8 protein-coding genes are annotated in these 14,776 nt (G+C 68.6%); 4 read left to right on the forward strand and 4 right to left on the reverse strand.

Translation table 11 applies throughout. The features are described from left to right. Positions 1-53: 53 nt before the first annotated feature. From AC1RVW_RS26765 to AC1RVW_RS26780, 4 genes are all read right to left on the reverse strand, one after another. Complete coding sequence (locus AC1RVW_RS26765; protein ID WP_493203624.1) at positions 54-1,022, reverse strand: transglutaminase family protein; 969 nt, start codon at positions 1,020-1,022, stop codon at positions 54-56. 22 nt (positions 1,023-1,044) lie between these two features. Continuing rightward, positions 1,045-1,887 carry a basic amino acid ABC transporter substrate-binding protein gene (locus AC1RVW_RS26770; RefSeq protein ID WP_493203625.1) on the reverse strand — a complete coding sequence of 281 codons (843 nt, stop codon included), beginning with the start codon at positions 1,885-1,887 and terminating at the stop codon, positions 1,045-1,047. 122 nt (positions 1,888-2,009) lie between these two features. Further along, on the reverse strand, positions 2,010-4,766 hold the full coding sequence (locus AC1RVW_RS26775; protein WP_493203626.1) for a circularly permuted type 2 ATP-grasp protein: 2,757 nt from the start codon (positions 4,764-4,766) through the stop codon (positions 2,010-2,012). A 63-nt stretch (positions 4,767-4,829) separates the two neighbouring features. Then, a complete protein-coding gene (locus tag AC1RVW_RS26780; RefSeq protein ID WP_493203627.1) occupies positions 4,830-8,354 on the reverse strand; it encodes a transglutaminase family protein in 3,525 nt (1,174 codons plus the stop codon). Positions 8,355-8,494: 140 nt separating this feature from the next. Between AC1RVW_RS26780 and AC1RVW_RS26785 the strand changes: the two genes are divergently transcribed. From AC1RVW_RS26785 to AC1RVW_RS26800, 4 genes are all read left to right on the forward strand, one after another. Continuing rightward, the gene (locus AC1RVW_RS26785; protein ID WP_493203628.1) at positions 8,495-10,969 is read left to right on the forward strand and encodes a DNA internalization-related competence protein ComEC/Rec2; all 2,475 of its coding nucleotides are present in this window, start codon (positions 8,495-8,497) and stop codon (positions 10,967-10,969) included. 144 nt (positions 10,970-11,113) lie between these two features. Further along, the gene (locus AC1RVW_RS26790; protein ID WP_493203629.1) at positions 11,114-11,962 is read left to right on the forward strand and encodes an oxepin-CoA hydrolase, alternative type; all 849 of its coding nucleotides are present in this window, start codon (positions 11,114-11,116) and stop codon (positions 11,960-11,962) included. 99 nt (positions 11,963-12,061) lie between these two features. After that, positions 12,062-13,561: a circularly permuted type 2 ATP-grasp protein gene (locus AC1RVW_RS26795; RefSeq protein WP_081267165.1), complete on the forward strand. Its 1,500-nt coding sequence runs from the start codon at positions 12,062-12,064 to the stop codon at positions 13,559-13,561. Between the two features lie 13 nt (positions 13,562-13,574). Continuing rightward, positions 13,575-14,531: an alpha-E domain-containing protein gene (locus tag AC1RVW_RS26800; protein WP_081267164.1), complete on the forward strand. Its 957-nt coding sequence runs from the start codon at positions 13,575-13,577 to the stop codon at positions 14,529-14,531. Positions 14,532-14,776: the final 245 nt, after the last annotated feature.

Below are 14,776 nucleotides of genomic sequence, written 5' to 3' on the forward strand. Positions count from 1 at the left end.
GGCGGCGACCGGGGGCAGGGTGATACCGAGGCTGGAAAGTTTGTCGTAAACGCTCATGGAGACTCCTTGTCTTGGGATTGCGATTGTGTCTGTGTTTGCGGTACCGCCTCGAGCACTTCCCCCACCGGCTGCACGGTCACGCCGACGCGCAGCGTGTGCCTTGCGCCGCCATGGAGTACGCCGCGCATCGGCGACACGTCGGAGTAGTCGCGGCCGATGGCCAGCGTGACGTAGTCCTCGCCGGGCTGGCGGCCGTTGGTGGGGTCGAAGTCGGCCCAGCCGCCGGGGCTGTTGCCGCCGTCCCCGCTCTTGCCGGGCAGGTACACCGACACCCACGCATGCGAAGCGTCGGCGCCCACCAGCCGGGGCTGGCCGGGCGGCGGCTGCGTGAGCAGGTAGCCGCTCACGTAGCGCGCCGGCAGGCCCATGGTGCGGAAGCACGCGATCATGATGTGGGCGAAGTCCTGGCACACGCCCTTGCGCTGCGCGAGGGCCTCGACGGCGGGGGTGTTGATCTCGGTGCTGTCGGCGTCGTAGTCGAAGTCTTCGTACATGCGCACGGTGAGGTCCATCGCCACGTCGAAGGTGGGCCGACCGGGCACGAAGCTGGCGCGCGCATAGGCGGTGAAGTCGTCGTGACGCGGCACGTAGGGCGACGGAAAGACGAACTCCGAGGCGGCGTCGAAGGTGGCGTCCTTGCGGAAGCGGAAGCGCTCGCGCACCGCCTCCCAGGGCAGCTCGCGCGCGATGGCCGGCGAGAGCACTGGCACCGAGGTCTCGACCACGCTCTCGGCGGTGACGACCAGCTTGTCGTGCGTTGCCTCGAGCGCGAAGAAGGCGCGGGTGTTGCCGTAGAGGTCGGGCGTTTCGTTGCGCTGCGCGGGCGTCGGCTCGATGGAGAGCTTGTGGCTCACCAGGCGCTGCGAGTCGGTGGCCAGCGGCCTCAGGTGGGCCAGGTGCTGTGCCGTCTCGACCGGCGGGGAGTATTCGTAGCGGGTTTCGTGCGTGACGTGCAGCAGCATGGCGTTGGCCCCGGCTCGTTGGCTACTTGCCCGCTTGCTTCGGCTCGGTGCCGAAGTGCGAGGCGTAGATCCTGGCGTAGGTGCCGTCGGTGCGAATTGCCTCGAGGCCCTGGTTGATCCTGGCGAGCAACTCGGCGTTGCCCTTCTTCACGGCAATGCCGTACTTCTCGACCGGGAAGCTGGCGTCGCTCACCGTCTTGAAGCCGCCCGACGCGTTGTTCGCGAGGTAGTGCACGACCACGCCGTTGTCGGCCACCACGGCTTGCACGCCGCCGGCTTCAAGTTCCTTCAGCGCGAGCGGGGTCGACTCGAAGCGCTTGATGGCGGTGCTCGACTTGCCGAGCAGCTTGCCGACCACCTCGTCGCCGGTGGTGCCGTTCTGCACGCCGACCTTCAGGTTCTTGATGTCCTCGAACCTGGCCACGGGCGAATCGCTCTTGACGGCGATCAGCTGCTTGGCGTCGAAGTACGGCTGCGAGAAGTCCATCGTCTGGCGGCGCTCGTCGGTGATGGTGATGGCCGACACCAGCAGGTCGCGGTCACCCTGGTCGAGCGAGTTGAAGATGCCTTCCCACGGCGTGTTGACGAACTTGACTTCGAGCCCGGCCTTCTGCGCGACCGCTTTCACCACGTCGATGTCGAAGCCCACGATGTCGCCCTTGTCGTTCTGCGATTCGAAGGGCGTGTAGGCGGCGTCGGTGCCGACCACGAGCACGCGGGCGGCGGCCGGCGGTGGCGATGGAGGCGCGCTGGCGGAGGCGGCGGGCGTGGCTGCTTCCTGCTTGCCGCAGCCTGCAATGGCCAGGGCCGTGAGCAGCGCGGCGGCGGTGAGTGCGAAGCGGCGGTTGATGATGTTGCTGGGCATGGATGTCTCCTGGATCTGTCGGGAAACGCCGCGGAACCGGCTTTGCCGGGCCGCGGGCGTTGCCCCCGGTGAGGGGGAGTGCGAAGCGACACGAAGTGCGCGAAGCATGGGGGAGAGCGAGTTCACGCGCCGACCGAGCGCAGCGATTCCGAAGTGAGGGTGAAGTAGCGCGTGCCGATGGCGTCGGACACGTGGTACGCGGCCGACTCGCAGTTGGCCAGCAGTTCGGCCAGGGCCGGGTAGTTGGCGTCCGGGCCGGCGGCGCAGAGGTGTTCGAGCGTCCAGCCGGCCGGGTCGGGCAGCTCGTACGACAGGGCGGTGAGCTTGCCCGGCGCGCTGCCGGCCAGCCGCGCGATGCGTCCGCGCAGCGTCTGCGTGACCCAGGCGAGCGAGCGTGGGTTCTCGGCGTCGAGCACCAGCAGGTCGACCATGGTGGCGACGTCGCGGCGCTGCTGGTAGCGCGCATGGAAGGTGATGGTGCTGTCGAAGAGGGCCACCATCGCCTCGAAGCCGCTCACCTCGTGCACCGCGCCGTTCTCGAAGCCGGCCTGCAGCGCGTTCGACAAAAAGCCCAGGCGCTCGATGTGGCGGCCGATCGACAGCAGCCGCCAGGCGTCGTCGCGCGTCATGCGGTCGGTCTGCGCGCCGGTCATGGCGGCCAGCGCGGTGCTGGCGGATTCGAGCGCGCGCAGCGCGGCGCTGGAGGCGAAGCTGCCTTCGCCGGCCTGCTCGGCGGCGCGGCGCAGGAATTCGGTCTCGGCGCGAACGATCTGGTTCCAGTTGTCCTGCGACAGCCGCTCGCGCACGGCGGCCGCGGCCTGCCGTATGCACCGCAGGCTGAAGCCCACGCTGCCGCCGCGGTCGACGTCGCCCAGCTCGGCGATCAGCGCGCGCTCGAACACGCGGCGCGACTTCGGCGCGCTGGGCGCCTCGGCCGGCACCAGCGCATTGCGCAGCGCCACGCGGTGCAGCCAATCGAGCAGCGGGCGCGACGACTGGTCTTCGCCGCCCAGCAGGTTGAGCGTGAGGCGCGCCATGCGCACCGCGTTCTCGGCGCGCTCGGTGTAGCGGCCGAGCCAGAACATGTTCTCGGCGGCGCGGCTGGTGACGGGCGCGCGGTGCCGTGCCAGCGATGCCGGCGTGGCATGCGGCTGCAGCAGCGTGGTGCGGTCGACTTCGCCGAGCGTCTGCACCCACACGTCGGCGCTGCTGCCGCCGCGCTGCATGGAGGCGATCTGCGCGTCGGGCCCCGCGAGCCGGGCCAGGCCGCCGGGCAGCACGCGCCACGACTGCGCGCCGTCGCTCACCGCGAACACGCGCAGCATCACCGCGCGCGGCGCGATGTGGCCCGGGCCCAGGTCGTTGGCCCAGGTGGGCATCTGCGACAGCGGCTGGTAGCCCTGCACCGTGTGGACGTCGCCCTCGCGCACGATGCGGCCGGCCCACTCGTCGAGCTCGCGCCGGCCGAGCTGGCTGCCGAGCACCGCGTCGAAGCTGGCGCGGCCTTCGAAACCGGGGTAGGTGGGCTTGATGGCGCAGTCGGCCAGTTGCGGCAGCACGGCTTCGAGCGCGGCGCGCTCGCCGCACCACCAGGTGGGCAGCGCGGGCAGCTTGAGCTTCTCGCCGATCAGGCGGCGCGCCAGCCCCGGCAGGAAACCCAGCAGCGCCGGCGATTCGAGGAAGGCCGAGCCCGGCATGTTGGCCACCAGCACGTTGCCCGCGCGAATGGCCTGCAGCAGGCCGGGCACGCCGAGCGTGGAGTCGGGCCGCAGCTCCAGCGGGTCGAGGAACTGGTCGTCCAGCCGCTTGATGAGGCCGTGCACCGGGCGCAGGCCCTGCAGCGTCTTGAGGTAGAGCCGCTGGTCGCGCACGGTGAGGTCGCTGCCCTCGACCAGCGTGATGCCCAGGTAGCGCGCGAGGTAGGCGTGCTCGAAGTAGGTTTCGTTGTACGGGCCGGGCGTGAGCAGCGCGATGTGCGGCGGCACGCCGGCCGGGCACATGCGCTGCAGGCCTTCCATCATGGCGCTGTAGGTGGCGGCCAGGCGCTGCACCTGCAGCGCCTCGAAGGCCTGCGGAAACTGCCGCGTGATGGCCAGCCGGTTTTCCAGCAGGTAGCCCAGGCCCGAGGGCGCCTGGGTGCGCTGCGACACCACCCACCAGTTGCCGTCGGGGCCTCGCGCGAGGTCGAAGGCGGCGATGTGCAGCCAGGTGTCGCCCGGCGGCTTCACGCCGTGCAGGGCGCGCAGGTAGCCGGGGTGGCCGCGCACCAGCGCCGGGGGAATGAGCCCCTCGGCCAGCAGCTGCTGCGGGCCGTAGACGTCGGCCATCACCCGGTCGAGGACCCGCACGCGCTGCAGCACGCCGGCCTCGATCTGGCTCCAGCTCTCGGGCGAGACGATCAGCGGGAACAGGTCGAGCGACCAGGGGCGCTGCGGGCCGTTGGCGTCGGCGTAGACGTTGTAGGTGACGCCGTTGTCGCGGATCTGCCGCTCCAGGCTGACGGCGCGCCGGGGCAGGTCGTTGAAGCCGCCGGGGCCGAGCTGTTCGAAGAAGTCGTGCCAGGCGGGCGTGAGCGGCGGTTGCTCGCTGGAAGGTTCCTGGGACTGTGACTGTGACTGCGTCTGGGACTGAGATTGCGACTGAGAAGGCGAAGGCGACTGCGAAGGCGCCGGCCGCTGCTCCGTGGCTGCGTCGTAAAGCAGCGGGGCCGCGGCGGGCGCGGCCGCGCCACCCGCCGGCCGAGGGGCCGTCACCGGGGTGGCCTGCCCGCGCAATTCGTCGAAGTGTCCGGGCTGGGCGGCCGGGGCGAGCGCCGACGCCAGGGCCGCTGGAAATTCCAGTGCCTGGGCGCCGAACAGGGATTCGTTCAAGGGTTCCACAGGAGGGGGATTGTCACACCGCCGTCACGGCCCGGCCGCTTCGGCGGTGTGGTAGGCACCCCTTCAGCGCCGCAGGTCGAGCGTGAACGGGAACTCGCGGCTGCCCGGCAGCTCGATGGTGGCCGGCGGCGTGCGCATGAGGCCGGGCGTATGGCCGGTGCGCGTGAAGCGCGAGTGGCGGCGGCTCTCGGCCTCGTAGGCGTTGACGGGGAAGGTGTCGTAGTTGCGGCCGCCCGGGTGGGCGACGAAATACTGGCAGCCGCCCAGCGAGCGCTTCATCCAGGTGTCGACCAGGTCGAAGGTCAGCGGGGCGTGGGCCTTGATGCTGGGGTGCAGAGCCGAAGGCGGGTTCCAGGCCTTGTAGCGCACGCCGGCCACGAATTCGCCCGTCACGCCCGTGGGCTGCAGCGGCAGCACCTTGCCGTTGACGGTGACGACGTGGCGGCTTTCGTTCAGCCCGGTCACGCGCACCTCGATGCGCTCCAGCGAGGAATCGACATAGCGCACCGTGCCGCCGGCCGAGCCTTCCTCGCCCATCACGTGCCAGGGCTCCAGCGCGTTGCGCAGCGACAGCTCCACGCCCATGGCCTGCATCTGGCCCACCAGCGGGAAGCGGAACTCGAAGTGCGGCGCGAACCAGTCGGGGTCGAAGGCGAAGCCGGCCTGGCGCATCTCGCTGATGACGTCGTCGAAGTCCATCTTGACGAAGGTCGGCAGCAGGAAGCGGTCGTGCAGCTCGGTGCCCCAGCGGGTGACGGGCGCCTTGTAGGGCTCGTCCCAGAAGCGGGCCACCAGCGCGCGGATGAGCAGCTGCTGCGCAATGCTCATGCGCGCATGCGGCGGCATCTCGAACGCGCGCAGCTCCAGCAGGCCGAGGCGGCCGGTGCTCGAGTCGGGCGAATACAGCTTGTCGATGCAGAACTCGCTGCGGTGCGTGTTGCCCGACACGTCGATCAGGATGTTGCGCAGCGTGCGGTCGACCAGCCATGCGGGCATGTTCTGGCCGTAGATCTCGCGGTTCTTGGCAATTTCCTTGAGCGCGATTTCGAGCTCGTAGACCTGGTCGTTGCGGGCCTCGTCCACGCGCGGCGCCTGGCTGGTCGGGCCGATGAACATGCCCGAGAACAGGTAGCTCAGCGACGGATGGTTGTGCCAGTAGAGCAGCAGGCTGGCCAGCAGTTCGGGCCGGCGCAGGAAAGGGCTGTCGGCGGGCGTGGCGCCGCCCATCACGAAGTGGTTGCCGCCGCCGGTGCCGGTGTGGCGGCCGTCGGTCATGAACTTCTCGGCCGACAGGCGGGTTTCGAACGCGGCGTTGTAGAGGAACTCGGTGTGGGCGACCAGTTCCTTCCAGTTGTGGGCCGGGTGGATGTTGACTTCGATCACGCCGGGGTCGGGCGTGACGGCCAGCATCTTCAGGCGCGGGTCGCGCGGCGGCGGATAGCCTTCCATCACGATGCGCACGCCCAGGTCGCGCGCGGTGGCTTCCACGGCGGCGACGAGGTCGAGGTAGTCCTCCAGGCGCGCGAGCGGCGGCATGAAGACGTAGAGCACGCCCGAGGCGTTGCCCTTCTTCTCGGCCACCGGGCCGTTGGCGCGGCGCGGGTCGCGCACTTCGACGCACAGCGCGGTGCGCGTGACCCAGTGGGCGGATTCGCCGCGCAGCGGCTGGCGGGTGGTGGACTTGTCGGTGGCGTCGTCGGTTGCCGATGCATCGCCGCTTGCCGCATCGCCGGGGCTTTGCATGCGCAGCGAGGCGGGCACCACGGGCGGCGTGCCGAAGGTGTAGGGCACGTCACCGAGGCCGGCGGCACCGGCGGCGGCACCAGCACCGGCGGCGGCTGCGCCCGCGGTGTAGCGCGCGCGGTAATCGGCCGCGCTCGGCAGTGCGCCGCGCGGCGCGGTCGGGTCGCGCTCGATCAGGTAGGGGTAGTCGCCCTTGCTGGCCCAAGGCTGGGAGTCGAGCGGCAGGCGGTAGCCCATCGGCGAGTCGCCGGGAATCAGGTAGAGCCGGTCGTCGCGCAGGAACCAGGGGCCGGTCTTCCAGGCCGGGCCCGCCAGCGCGGGAGCGTCGCTGTTCGCATTGCCGGGCTCGATGGGCAGCATGTAGCCGATCACCGCGTCGAGCTTCTGCGTGAACACGCGGCGCAGGCGAACGCGTTCGAGTTCGTCGTCGAGCTTCGAGTCGAAGGGGTCGACATTCACCGGCAGGCGGCGTTCGCGCCAGAGGTAGTAGTAGATGTCTTCGTAGCCGGGCTGGATGTAGCGCTCGGTCAGGCCGAGCTTGTGCGCCAGCACGGTGGTGAACCGGCGTGCGTCTTCGCTGGTGTAGTGGGTGGGAAAGCGTTCGTCCGCGAACAGCTCGGGGTCGTGCCACAGCGTCTGGCCGTCGGCGCGCCAGAAGATCGACAGCGCCCAGCGCGGCAGCTGCTCGCCCGGATACCACTTGCCCTGGCCGAAGTGCAGGAAGCCGCCCTTGCCGTACTCGGCGCGCAGCTTGTGCACGAGCTCGGTCGCGTAGCCGCGCTTGGTGGGGCCGAGGGCGTCGGTGTTCCACTCGGGCGCGTCGCGGTCGCTGGTGGCCACGTAGGTCGGCTCGCCGCCCATGGTGAGGCGCACGTCGCCGGCCTTCAGGCGCGCATCGACCGCGTCGCCGAGGGTCAGCACCTCGGCCCATTGCTCTTCGGTGTAGGGCTTGGTGACGCGCGGCGATTCGTAGATGCGCGTGACCTTCATCTCATGGCCGAACTCGACCTCGGATTCGTCCACGCCGCCCTCGATGGGCGCGGCGCTCGATGGCGTGGGCGTGCAGGCCAGCGGAATGTGGCCTTCGCCGGCCAAGAGGCCCGAAGTGGCGTCGAGGCCGATCCAGCCCGCGCCCGGCAGGAACACCTCGCACCAGGCGTGCAGGTCGGTGAAGTCGACCGTGGTGCCGCTCGGGCCGTCGAGCGCCTTCACGTCGGGGGTGAGCTGGATCAGGTAACCCGAGACGAAGCGCGCGGCCAGTCCGCAGTGGCGCAGCAGTTGAACCAGCAGCCAGCCCGAGTCGCGGCAGGAGCCGCTGCCGTTGGCCAGCGTTTCTTCCGGCGTCTGCACGCCGGGCTCCATGCGGATCAGGTAGTTGACGTCTTTCTGCACCTGCTGGTTGATGCCGACCAGGAAGTCGATGGTGCGCTGTTCCTTGCGCTCGACCTTGTCGAGGTAGGCCTCCAGCAGCGGCGTGACCGGGTCGGCCACGAGGTAGGGCGCGAGCTCCTCGGCCTGCGAGGCCGTGTACTTGAAGGGGAAGTTCTCCGCCTGCGGCTCGAGGAAGAAGTCGAAGGGGTTGTAGACCGCCATTTCGACCACGAGGTCGACAGTGACCTTGAACTCGCGTGTCTTCTCGGGAAACACGAGCCGCGCCTGGTAGTTGGCGAACGGGTCCTGCATCCAGTTGACGAAGTGCTCCGCGGGTTCGACCCGCAGCGAATACGAGATGACGTTGCTGCGGCAATGCGGCGCGGGACGCAAGCGCACGACCTGAGGGCCCAACTGCACCAGGCGGTCGTATTTGTAATGGGTGACGTGGTGTAGAGCGGCGTGGATAGACATGCGTTTTTGTGTGCAGTACTGGCAGATTGCATCGGAAAGATGTCTCTGGTGAGACGCATACTAGCCGAGATGCTTAGCAATTAACGCGCCACTGAGCGTGAGTCGGGGAGGGTTTGCATCATGTGTACGGACGTTCTTTCATGACGCGATTTCACGCGTCGGGCAATGCCGTGGGCGGGTCGCGAGGCTTCGCCGCATTGGGCGGATCGCTGCTGGGCGCGGCCCTGCAATTGCAGCAGCCGTCGCTCTGGCCCGCATGGGTCTATGCCGTCTTGCTGCTGGCGGCCGTGGCGGGTCTCGGGCGATGGCGCCGGCCTTTTTTCATCGAACGGCGCCTGCCGGCCATGGTGCTCGCACTGCTTTGCGGAGCCATGGCCGGGGCGGGGCTGGCGGGCTGGCGCGCGGTGGTCTACGCGGGCGGCGCGCTGGCACCGGCGCTCGAAGGGCGCGACCTTGTGGTCACGGGCGTGATCGCGGAGATGCCGCAACGCAACGAAGCCGGGACGCGGTTTCGGCTCGATGTGGAGTCCGCGCGCTGGGCCGATGCGTCCGTCGGCGAGCCATTGGTGGTTCCAGGCCATGTCTCCCTCGGCTGGTATGCGGAGAACACGGGGCTGTGGGGGCGCTCATCCGCCGGCAAGGCCGCGTCCGCGAGCCCGGTCGCTTCCGTGCACGCCGGCGAGCGATGGCAGCTTGCCGTGCGCCTCAAGGCGCCGCACGGCAACGTCAATCCCTTCGGCTTCGACGGCGAGCTGTGGGCCTGGGAGCAGGGCATCCAGGCCAATGGCTATGTGCGCACCGGTGCGAGAGATGCCGCGCCGAAGCGCATCGCCGTCACCTGGCGGCATCCGGTCGAGCGTGCGCGCGAAGCCGTGCGCGACGCGATCTTCGAGCGCGTGCCCGACCGCGCGCGGGCCGGCGTGATCGCGGCGCTGGTCACGGGCGACCAGCAGGCCATCGACCGCGCGGGCTGGGATGTGTTCCGTGCCACCGGCGTGGCGCATCTCATGTCGATCTCGGGCCTCCACGTCACGATGTTCGCGTGGCTGGCGGCCCATGTCGTTGGCTGGCTGTGGCGGCGCTGCCCGCGCCTGATGCTGGGCCTGCCCGCGCAGCAGGCCGCGCTGGTCGGCGGCGTGTTGCTGGCGGGGCTCTATGCGCTCTTCAGCGGCTGGGGCGTGCCGTCGCAGCGCACGGTGTGGATGCTCGCGACGGTCGCCACGCTGCGGCTCACCGGGCGGCGCTGGCCCTGGCCGCATGTGTGGCTGCTGACCGCGGCGGTGGTGGTGGCGCTCGACCCATGGGCGCTCATGCAGGCCGGCTTCTGGCTCAGCTTCGTGGCGGTGGGCGTGCTGTTCGCCACCGATGCGTCGGTGCCCGGCGAGCCGCGCGCGCGGGCTTCGGCACGGCTGCTGGGTTTCTTTCGCGAGCAATGGGTCATCACGCTGGCGCTCGCGCCGCTGAGCCTGCTGCTGTTCCAGCAGGTGTCGCTGGTCGGGCTGCTGGCCAATGCGGTCGCGATCCCGTGGGTCACGCTGGTCGTCACGCCGCTGGCGATGCTGGGCGTGGCCATCGCGCCGCTGTGGGACGCGGCCGCGTGGGCGGTGCATGCGCTTTCGGTGCTGCTGCAATGGTGCGCCGGCTTGCCGCTCGCCACGCTGTCGATGGCCGCGCCGCCGCTGTGGATGGCGGCTTGCGGCGTGGCTGGCGGCGCATTGCTCGCGATGCGCCTGCCATGGTCGCTGCGCGTGCTCGGCCTGCCGTTCCTGCTGCCGGTGTTGCTGTGGCAGGCGCCGCGTCCCGCGGCGGGAGAGTTCGAATTGCTGGCCGCCGACATCGGGCAGGGCAACGCGGTGCTGGTTCGCACCGCCACGCACAGCCTGCTGTACGACACCGGTCCGCGCTACAGCCTCGAAAGCGATGCCGGCCACCGCGTGCTCGTGCCGCTGCTGCGCGCCTATGGCGAGCGCCTCGACATGCTGGTGCTGAGCCATCGCGACACCGACCACACGGGCGGAGCGCAGGCCGTGCTCGCGATGCAGCCGCAAGCGGACTTGCGCAGTTCGATCGAAGCCACGCATCCGCTGCAGGCCCTGCGTCCGGCGCGGCGCTGCGAGGCCGGGCAGCGCTGGACATGGGACGGCGTGGACTTCGAGGTGCTGCACCCCGCGGCGGACGACTACCTGGCCTTCACCGCCAAGCCCAATGCCGTGTCGTGCGTGCTGCGCATCGGCAACGGCCGTGCCGCCGCGCTGCTGGTGGGCGATGTCGAGCGCATGCAGGAGGCCGCGCTGGTCGCGCGCGCGCCGGAGTTGCGCGCCGACGTGCTGCTGGTGCCTCATCACGGCAGCAAGACCTCGTCGAGCGAAACCTTCCTCGACGCCGTGCAGCCGCGCATTGCACTGGTCCAGGCAGGCTATCGCAACCGTTTCGGCCACCCGGCGCCCGAGGTGGCGGCGCGGTACGCGGCCCACGGGGTACGGCTGGTCGACAGCCCCCGCTGCGGTGCCGCCCACTGGCGCAGCACGCAGCCTGACGATGTCGCCTGCGAGCGCGAGCGCCATGCGCGCTACTGGCGGCATCGTGTGCCTGAACGCGTTGAAATCGTGAATTAATTGTCAAATTAAACGTAAAGTACTCATAACTAAGGTAGCGCCGGCGGGTGGTCGCGTGCGTTATACGGTCCTGAAACAACGCAAAGGGAATGCAATGCAAGATCGCAGCAATTGCCGGTGGGGCCGGTTTTCCGGGCCCGCGCCATGACCACCGCCGTCCCGACCATCACCAGCGCGAGCGCGACGGCCACGACCGGCGCGCGGCTCAAGACGCACCGCGAGGGTCCGGTGCTGGTGCTGACCCTGAGCAACCCGGCCGCGCGCAACGCGGTCAACCCGGCGGTCTACCGCGCGGCGGCCAAGGCGCTGCGGGCCACCTCGGTCTTTCGTACGGTGCGCGCCATCGTGCTGTGCGGGGAGGGCGAGCACTTCAGCGGCGGCGGCGACCTGCGGCGGCTGGCGCGGCAGCGCAAGTTGCCCGAGGCCGAGCAGCACGGCCACCTGGAGGCGCTGAACGAATGGATCATGGCGATCCAGGAAGCGCCCCAGCCCGTCATCGCGGCGGTCGAGGGGGCGGCCGTGGCGGGCGGTTTTTCGCTGTGCCTGGCCTGCGACCTCATCGTGGCGGCGGAAGACGCCAGGTTCGCCATGTCTTACGTCAACCTGGGGCTCACGCCCGACGGCGGCGGCTCCGATTCGCTGGTGCGTTCGCTGCCGCCGCAGGCGGCCCTGGAGATGCTGCTCGACGGCAAGCCCTGCAGCGCCAGGCGGCTGCACGACTGGGGCGTGGTCAACAAGGTGGTGCCGCGCGGCAGTGCCTGCGCCACGGCGCTCGAATGGGCGCAGGAGCTTTCCCGCCGGCCGTTCGAAGTGCAGGCGCGCATCAAGCAGCTCGTGCATTCGGCCCGGGGCCGCAGCCGGCGGGAACAGCTCGATGCCGAGCGCGAATCTTCCGTTGCCAGCCTCTACGGCGACGAGAGCGGGGAGCGCATCAAGGAATTCCTCTCGCCGCGCAAGAAGCAGCAGCCGCCGGCCGAAACCCCGGTGCGGTAGCCCGAAAAAAAAGAGCTTCGCCCCGTCTCCGGCCGCCGCATAAGGGGTTCTACTGGCCTCGAACTTGCTAAGCTACGGCTCAAGGAGATTGGTCGTTCCATGCACAAATTCGACGAGATGTATGAGCAGTTGCCCTATGCGGGGGCTGCGATCCGACAGCATTACAAGCGCTACGACCAATGGCTCGCGAAGCAACCCGGTGAGGTGATGCGTTCGCGGCGTGAAGAGGCGGAAATGATTTTCCGCCGGGTCGGTATTACCTTTGCCGTGTACGGCGCGAAGGACGAAGACGGTTCCGGCACCGAGCGGCTCATCCCGTTCGACCTGCTGCCGCGGATCATTCCGGCCAACGAGTGGGACAGCATGGAGAAGGGGCTGGTGCAGCGCGTCACGGCGCTCAACCGCTTCCTGCATGACGTCTACCACGACCAGGAAATCATCAAGGCCGGCATCATCCCGGCCGAGCAGATCCTGAACAACGCGCAGTTCCGCCCCGAGATGATGGGCGTCAACGTGCCGCACAACGTCTACTCGAACATCTCGGGCATCGACATCGTCCGCGCCCCCGATGCCGAGGGCAACGGCGAGTACTACGTGCTCGAAGACAACCTGCGCGTGCCCAGCGGCGTGAGCTACATGCTCGAGAACCGCAAGATGATGATGCGGCTCTTCCCGGAGCTGTTCAACCAGAACCGCATCGCGCCGGTCGCGCATTACCCCGACCTGCTGCTGGAGACGCTTCGCGCCAGCGCGCCGCCGGCCACGGCCGAGCCCACGGTGGTAGTGCTCACGCCCGGCATGTACAACAGCGCCTATTTCGAGCACGCCTTCCTCGCGCAGCAGATGGGCGTGGAGCTGGTCGAAGGGCAGGACCTGTTCGTCAAGGACAACTTCGTCTACATGCGTACCACGCGCGGGCCGAAGCGCGTCGACGTCATCTACCGCCGCGTGGACGACGACTTCCTCGACCCCGAGGTGTTCCGCCCCACGTCCACGCTGGGCTGCGCGGGCCTGATGCGCGCATACCGCGAAGGCAACGTCGTCATCTGCAATGCGGTGGGCACCGGCGTGGCCGACGACAAGTCGATCTACCCCTACGTGCCGAAGATGGTGGAGTTCTATCTCGGCGAGAAGCCGATCCTGAAGAACGTGCCGACCTACATGTGCCGCAACAAGGACGAGCTGCAATACACGCTCGACAACATGAAGGACCTGGTCGTCAAGGAAGTGCACGGCGCCGGCGGCTACGGCATGCTGATCGGCCCGGCCGCCACGCAGGCCGAGATCGAGGACTTCAAGAAGGCCGTGATCGCCAAGCCCGACGGCTACATCGCCCAGCCCACGCTGAGCCTGTCGACCTCGCCCACCTTCGTGGACGCTGGCATCGCGCCGCGCCACATCGACTTGCGGCCCTTCGTGCTCTCGGGCAGCGAGGTGCAGATGGTGCCCGGCGGCCTCACGCGCGTGGCGCTGAAAGAAGGCTCGCTGGTGGTCAACTCGTCGCAGGGCGGCGGGACCAAGGACACCTGGATTCTCGAAGCCGACCGCGCGCCCAAGCCCAAGGCGGCGCCCGCGCAGTCGCAAAGCCAATCGCTGTAGGAGCACGACGAAGATGCTGTCACGTACCGCCGACCATCTCTACTGGATGTCCCGCTACACCGAGCGCGCCGAGAACACGGCGCGCATGCTCGACGTCAACTACCAGACCTCGCTGCTGCCTCAATCCGCCGAAGTCGCCAAGTACGGCTGGCAGGGCGTGCTCTCCATCAGCGAGCTGCTGCCCTGGTACAACCAGAAGTACGACCAGATCGCGCCCAAGGAAGTGATGGAGTTCATGGTCAAGGACGAGAGCAATGCCTCGTCCATCGTGTCCTGCCTCAAGGCCGCGCGCGAGAACGCACGTGCCGTGCGCGGCGCGCTCACCACCGAAGCCTGGGAAACACAGAACACCACCTGGCTCGAAGTGAACCGCATGCTGCGCGCGGGCGACTTCGAGCGCGACCCGGGCCAGTTCTTCGAGTGGGTGAAGTTCCGCTCGCACCTGTCGCGCGGCGTCACGCTGGGCACCATGCTGCAGGACGAGGCCTTCTACTTCTCGCGCCTGGGCACCTTCCTAGAACGCGCCGACAACACCGCGCGACTGGTCGACGTGAAGTTCCACGCGCTCAACAGCGAGTTCTTCGGCGCCGCCACCGAGGAAGACCAAGAGTACGACTTCTATCACTGGAGCGCCATTCTTCGCAGCGTCTCGGCCTTCGAGGTCTACCGCAAGGTGTACCGCGACGTCATCAAGCCCGAGCGCGTGGCCGAGCTGCTGATTCTTCGCGCCGACATGCCGCGCTCGCTGCATGCGAGTCTGGTCGAGGTGGTCAACAACCTCGCGAAGGTGCAGAACGAGCAGAGCGCCGAAACCCAGCGCCGCGCCGGCAAGCTGCTGGCCGACCTGCAGTACGCGCGGGTCGACGAGATTCTTGCGACGGGGTTGCACGCGTATCTCACGCAGTTCCTCGACCGCGTGAACGAGCTGGGCGGGCGGATTAGCCAGGACTTCCTGGTTCCTGCGCATTGAAAATCGTGAAAGCGTCATCTCTCTTCAGGGAGATGACGCCCGCTCCGATGGGAGCAGAGTTTTGACAATTGTTGACGCAACGACATCGGCAACGTCAAAAGTAAACAATATGAATTAACTCGCCTGATTTGATGTTTTTCAGGCGTTTAAAAGCGTGCATTAATACCTTGTAAACACGCGCTGCCCTCCCATAATCGCGGTCCTCAGTTTTCATTTGGTCACAAATGATGCTGAGCTATGACAAC

Source organism: Variovorax sp. MPBD4-3 (genome assembly GCF_058809745.1).